Annotated in this window: 6 protein-coding genes and 1 pseudogene; 3 read left to right on the plus strand and 4 right to left on the minus strand. The window is 43.5% G+C overall.

The window, feature by feature from the left end; all coding sequences use genetic code 11:
• The first annotated feature begins 167 nt into the window (after positions 1–167).
• Together CDG77_RS32840 and CDG77_RS32845 are read left to right on the plus strand one after the other, a co-directional pair.
• Positions 168–1,091, plus strand: a complete 924-nt coding sequence (locus CDG77_RS32840) for a class I SAM-dependent methyltransferase (protein WP_094333376.1) — start codon at positions 168–170, stop codon at positions 1,089–1,091.
• Between the two features lie 327 nt (positions 1,092–1,418).
• Entirely contained in the window at positions 1,419–1,694 is a 276-nt protein-coding gene (locus CDG77_RS32845) for an HU family DNA-binding protein (RefSeq protein WP_094333377.1), read from the plus strand.
• A gap of 17 nt (positions 1,695–1,711) precedes the next feature.
• On the opposite strand, the pseudogene CDG77_RS38230 reads toward CDG77_RS32845, so the two are convergent.
• The 3 genes and pseudogenes from CDG77_RS38230 to CDG77_RS32855 form a co-directional block, all read right to left on the minus strand.
• Positions 1,712–1,849, minus strand: a pseudogene (locus tag CDG77_RS38230) (GIY-YIG nuclease family protein); the annotation flags it as partial.
• Between the two features lie 106 nt (positions 1,850–1,955).
• Complete coding sequence (locus CDG77_RS32850) at positions 1,956–3,500, minus strand: group II intron reverse transcriptase/maturase (RefSeq protein WP_094333378.1); 1,545 nt, start codon at positions 3,498–3,500, stop codon at positions 1,956–1,958.
• 604 nt (positions 3,501–4,104) lie between these two features.
• Positions 4,105–4,560 (minus strand): GIY-YIG nuclease family protein, encoded by a 456-nt coding sequence (locus CDG77_RS32855; protein ID WP_190234136.1) that lies wholly within the window; start codon positions 4,558–4,560, stop codon positions 4,105–4,107.
• Positions 4,561–4,645: 85 nt separating this feature from the next.
• Here CDG77_RS32855 and CDG77_RS32860 point away from each other — a divergent pair, with 85 nt between their 5' ends.
• Positions 4,646–4,846: a hypothetical protein gene (locus tag CDG77_RS32860; protein WP_094333379.1), complete on the plus strand. Its 201-nt coding sequence runs from the start codon at positions 4,646–4,648 to the stop codon at positions 4,844–4,846.
• Between the two features lie 140 nt (positions 4,847–4,986).
• On the opposite strand, the gene CDG77_RS32865 is transcribed toward CDG77_RS32860, so the two are convergent.
• Positions 4,987–5,664, minus strand: a complete 678-nt coding sequence (locus CDG77_RS32865; protein WP_094333380.1) for a class I SAM-dependent methyltransferase — start codon at positions 5,662–5,664, stop codon at positions 4,987–4,989.
• Positions 5,665–5,887 lie beyond the last annotated feature (223 nt).

Consider the following 5,887-nt stretch of genomic DNA (forward strand, 5'->3'; position numbering starts at 1 on the left):
TAAATAATTATGTAGAGAGATACCCCAACGAGTTGTTTGAGAACCTGACATCAGAGAAATGAACCCGCCACAGGCAACGGTAGGTTCTGCTAGAGTCTTGTTGATGACGGTAATTAGATCATCTGGAACTCCAGTTTTCAAGCTGGATGAGGTTTAGATAAATTCTCATGCAATTGCAACCGAAACAAGTTAATACAAACAAGCAACGCCTTGAATGCGTGATTTGTCATTATCATCTTGATGCAAATGATAAATCTGCATTTTTTACGTTCCCTTGTAATGTTAGAGCCTTTATAGGCGAAAAGTTCAAGGTTTGGAGATGTCCGCACTGTAAGACGATTCATTGTCTAGATGCGGTGGATCTCGACCATTACTATACAAAATACCCTCTTTCTCAAGCTAAATTAACACAGGGATATCGATCTTTGTGTAGCAATGTATATCGTCAGTTGACTAAACATGGGTTTTCTAAAACTCACTCTTTGCTCGATTATGGCTGTGGTGGCAACGGTCTGTTTGTACAATATTTTCGGGAACGCGGCTTTACCAACTCCTACGGTTATGATCCTTATGCATCAGAGGATAGCTTCGGCAATCCGGCAGTTCTTGGGCATGGGCAATTTGATTACATTTTGCTCCATGAGGTCATCGAACACGTTGAAGACCCTAATGCATTATTAAGCCAATTAAACAGCCTGCTATCTTCTAAGGGTTATATTCTAATCACTACACCTAACGCTGCTAATATTGACCTAAACCGACCCGACTTACCCGATCATTATAACCCTGTGCATGTCCCCTACCACCTTCATATATACACGCATGAAATCCTCGAATTTTTAGGCACTAGTCAGAGATGGGAGCTTGTAGATTTCTACGAGCGCAGATATGGCGATACACGCAGGTTCGGCTTTAATGTTCGAGCTTGGAACGCTTACGTGAGTCTCTTTGATGGCTCATTGGACGTTCTTGTTGAGCCGCTCCAAATAGTGAAAGCATTGACCTCTTATAAATTTCTTTTTTACGCTATTTTCGGCTATTGGCTAAGTCTTCATTGTGGTATGGCTATCATGTTCCGCAAAGGCGTTTAATCAAGCATAGGCGTAGCTCGTGGTAGACATCGCTTAAAATATTTATTGCATTTAATGTTGTCCCCAGTTTATCGATAGTAAATACCGTTAAATAATACTATTGACCTCATATTTATTCGCGTTTTGGCTCGTAATTAAGAACAACAATTCCACAGTCAAATGATGTAGCTTTTAGTAAATTGTCATGTATTGCTTGCTATCAAGTTGTTTGAAAATTGTCAGTTAATTTTCGTATGCTGCTTGATTGTTAATCCTTTTCCCTCTTTCGTAATAAGAGGAAGTAATGGTAAAGTAAATTTCCAATACTGGCATACTTCAGGGTGATTTATGAACAAAGGCGAATTAGTAGATGCTGTAGCAGCAAAGACCAACATCACAAAAAAGCAAGCTGATGAAGTCATTAGTGCTTTCTTGTCAGTTGTTACCGAAGCTGTAGCTAACGGTGAAAAGGTAACGCTGATTGGGTTTGGGTCATTCGAGCGACGCGATCGCTCAGAGCGCGAAGGGCGTAATCCGAAAACCAATGAGCCAATGACTATTCAGGCTACCAAAGTACCTGCGTTTTCTGCTGGGAAGCTGTTTAAAGAAAAGGTAGCGCCATAAAGCATAAGTAAGCCACCCTACCCAAAAGGCTGGCCCCAGCGCTCCCAGTTCTCCTTATTAAATGGACTGCGCCACTTCAAAATAAGGTTCAACTCCAATTCCTGCCTTGCACGTCGATCAACCGGAGCATCCCACCAAAATGCGGCGTTGACTGCTGGAGAGTAACCCATAGCGAGGTTGAGTCGATGGGGGATATTATTCCCCGCACCTCTCATTTAGATCCGTGCGTACCCGTTTCCGTGTACACGGCTCCCGATGTTCTTAGCTTGCGCTTTTGCTCATGTGCTTGTAATCGTGGCAACTCTCGTGAATTGCTTCAAGATTATTTTTCTTCCAGTTGGCATGATTTCCGTCGATGTGATGCAGGTGAACCCGTTCTTCATCGATGAATTTTAAACCGCAGGAAGCACATCTATGGTTTTGCTTCTTAAGAGCTTTAGAAGTTTCACCGTCGTAGAGCTTACTATTACGTTCGCTCCAGTAGGCTGTATCTCCGTCATAGGGGGATTTTGTTCCTTTAACCATGACGTGTTTATTTTCGGAGTAAGGAACCTTTGGGAATGCCTTTTTTATTAGCTCCTGGCATGAGTAACGGTTTTGCTTGGTTTCCTTGCTGAATACCTTGAAAGCTCTATGATTGATGTGCCATAAGGAAAACTTTGACCCATCTATCTTGCAGAACTTGTGGTAATTTCTCCAACCTCTAACTACCGGGGCTAGTTTCTCAGCCTTTGTGGTAGCACCATAATTCGAGTTGTTGACGATGTATTTTACTTTCTTACGAAAAGCTTTGAAGTTGTCCACTGAGGGACTACATCTAAACTTTCCATTGCTCTGCACTTTGAAGTGCCAGCCGAGGAAATCAAACCCATCTGTCGCGGCGGTGACTTTGGTTTTCTTTTGGCTTACATTCATGCCGCGTTTGCGGAGGAACTCGCTGATTCTTTCAAGTATCTCTGTCGCATCATCTTCGGGTCGGAGTATAATAACCATGTCATCCGCGTATCGGACTGATGGTTCTTTGATTCTTCCTTGGTTGTCCTTGGATTGATGTATACTTTCTACCCCATTAAGTGCGATGTTCGCTAGTAATGGGCTGACCACTCCCCCTTGGGGTGTACCCTGTTCGGGGAATTCTGGGTTAACTCCTGCTTTGAGGCATCGGAAGATACCGATTTTTAAGCCTTTTGGCGCAGTGAGTTCCTCCATAATTGCTGAGTGATTAATCCTGTCGAAGCATTTTTCGATATCGAGTTCAATGACTCGTTTTCCTATTCCATTAGCCTGGGAGTTGAGGTTATTATAGATGTGCTTTTGTGCATCGTGGGCAGAGCGCCCAGTTCTGAACCCGTAGCTCCTGGCGTGGAAGGTGGCTTCGTGTGCTGGTTCTAGTGCATATTTTGCGAGGCATTGCCAAGCTCTATCCGCAATGGTCGGTATTTTAAGCATTCTGGTAGTTCCGTCCTTTTTGGGGATGGGGATTTCCCTTAATCCTTGATGCTTCCAATTTGCACTGTTCATTTTCAGTAGTTCTTCAAGATTGAAGCGTTCTTCAAATGAGAGGGATTTCTTTCCATCAATACCAGCCGTCTTTTTACCGGCATTTAGCTGAGATACAAGTCTAATTGCAAGAAATCGAGCCGAGGTTGATTTTAGAATAAGCTTTTGGAGTAACCGCGCTTTCCGCTTGTCTCCAACTTGAACCGCTTTGTACACGCGCTTTTGAAGGCGGAAAAGATTTCGGCGGAATTTCTTCCACGGTAGGGCTTTCCAAGATTCACTAGTATGTCTACTGTGTCTAATCATTTTCTCTTCTCTGGTTTGTGTATTCTGAACACCTCAGACCAATTACGGTCTGTCCTACCCGAATTGTGGGGATTCCTCCGCTCGTCTGGGCTACTTGGGGAACGAAAGCCCCTAGACCCACAGCTCGTTTTTATTCGTTCCCTCGGAGAGATTGATGAGCCACTGCGTTGCGGGGGTTCCCCCCGTTGTAGCATGTGGCGTTCTTCCGTTAGATGTAGCCATTTTGACTGTTGGATTCCCTTGACTCTTGCCGTTGTCACACTAATACGCGGCGGGAATGAACTCCAACGGGGTCAGGGGTTTTTGCGTTACGCCCTGCCTGGATTTAAGTCACTTTTATAGGCTCTGTTTCATCCTGGGAACTCCCTATTAGCGCCAGTGTCAGCCCGTAACGACCGTCTGATTGCGCCCTGATCCCAGCTTCACTCTACAAGAACCGAGCTTGTTCGGTGTGGGCAGGTAAGGAGTCAATTCTGAGTCTGAATGGCAAGACTTGCACTTGCATCTGACCGAGAGTTCAGCCTTTTGGTGACAGTAATCTGCTGTCAGGCTGGATTAGTTATTTACGGATTGAGTACCGTGATTCCCTAATCAACGAATCGCACTAATGTAAATCCTGGTAGCTGGCGATGTAATCTTTGCAGGCGTGTATACCCTGCCATCGCTTGTTACTGCGGCACGTTTCGCCCACGTACAACACAATAGAAGCTGTCGAGTCTATGATGAAATACAGACAAATTGACCCAGGACTATCAACTGGCATTCGATAAAACGACATTGGCACAAGCCGCAGCAAGAGTGGATCAATTTGGTCTGGGTCGCAGTGCTTAGGGGTAAGGTCAAATAATGCCGTCTGCTGTAGTGGTTTGTTCTCTTGAACCTTCTGCTGATATTCAAAAATCTGAGATTTCCACTTTAGCAGGGCATCAGCACTCATCACCAATGTCTCTGTCAAAAGTGCTAGCGTAGGCTTCACTTCTGGAAATAGGTTTAGCTGATTGGGTTCCAAGGGTATTGCGGGGAGCGTGCCAACTAGCTGATTATCCAAGAGAACTGACAATTAAGAGCATTTGCTTTTGGTGTCGCCACAATAACGAAAGTGGTAGAGTATATAGCGATCGCTACGCTAAAAATGTTTTTAAAATATGGCTGACCAAAAAGATAAAGCTCAAGAAAAAAACCGTCTTGAACAGCTTCAAGATGAACAAGGCAACACTGATTCTAAACACTCAGGCGGTGCTGGTGCTTCTGGCGGCAATTCAGGTGCAGGTAAATCTGGTACATCAAAAATTTCTGCCACTGGTACACCTGATGATATCGAAAAAATTGATCGGGATCAGGAGTAAAGCTGACTCCGACGAGTCAAGGTTTAACTGGATCGTCTCTGATTAGTAACTCAACTCAACTCAACAATGATGGATTGAATACCTTATTATTCAGTCCACATAAGCTTTCACAACGCGATCATCAGAAGGCTGTCAAAGAATTATGGTCTTTGATATTCAATCCGCACTTGCTTAATGTCAATTTGCTCAGACTCTAAAAATTCAAGTTGCTCTACTTGGTATAATCCTAAACTTTCAAACTGTTCAAGTTCCGAGCTTGATAATGGCCAAGGTGGCCCATTCGGTTCAACTTCTGTGTCTCGAACACGAGTAATCAGCAACAGGGTTCCATTTGGAGCAACTACATAGGCAACTGAAGAAATGACTGAAGAACGCACATTCAAGGGTAAAGCTTGAATATTGCGACATTCAAAAACAAAATCAAAGGCTTGATGCCACTGTGAGGGAATTGTTAACAAATCTACAACTACATAGTTGACAGTCGAATCAGGAAATCGCTGCTGACACCAGGCGATCGCTGTCGGTGAAATATCAAAAGCAGTTACTTCAAATCCTAAACTAGCTATTGCTTCGGCATCGTCTCCCAAGCCACAACCAATAACTAGTGCCTTTTGCGGTGAAGTAAATAGTTCATGATTCGTCAACCAATCTTGTAGATAAGGATGAGGAGTTAACTTAGCCCAAGGAATTTGTGCTGTGTCCCCTTTAGCTTTAGCATATAAAACTTCAAACCATGCCGAGGGATCTGATTTTTGTAACGCTTCTGTCGCTAACTGTTTAATATAAAACTGTAAATTTCCCGGTTGTTGTTCCAACATAAAAATCGATCCCACTCCATTGTCAATTATGGCAGTCTATACCAGTTGAACTGAAAATCATAATTGCAGGCTAACGCTATGCGAATTAAAAGTTACGAATGATCTTTTTGATTGTGGCTCCTCAAGGCAACCATTGGTTTACAGTCCTAGAGTGCCAGTCCAGTAGAAGTAATTGACAAAAAGTACAATTTTTGCAGAGACTGATAGAGGGTAATATTGGGGA

Origin of the sequence: Nostoc sp. 'Peltigera membranacea cyanobiont' 213, assembly GCF_002245975.1 — a bacterium.
Taxonomy (GTDB): domain Bacteria; phylum Cyanobacteriota; class Cyanobacteriia; order Cyanobacteriales; family Nostocaceae; genus Nostoc.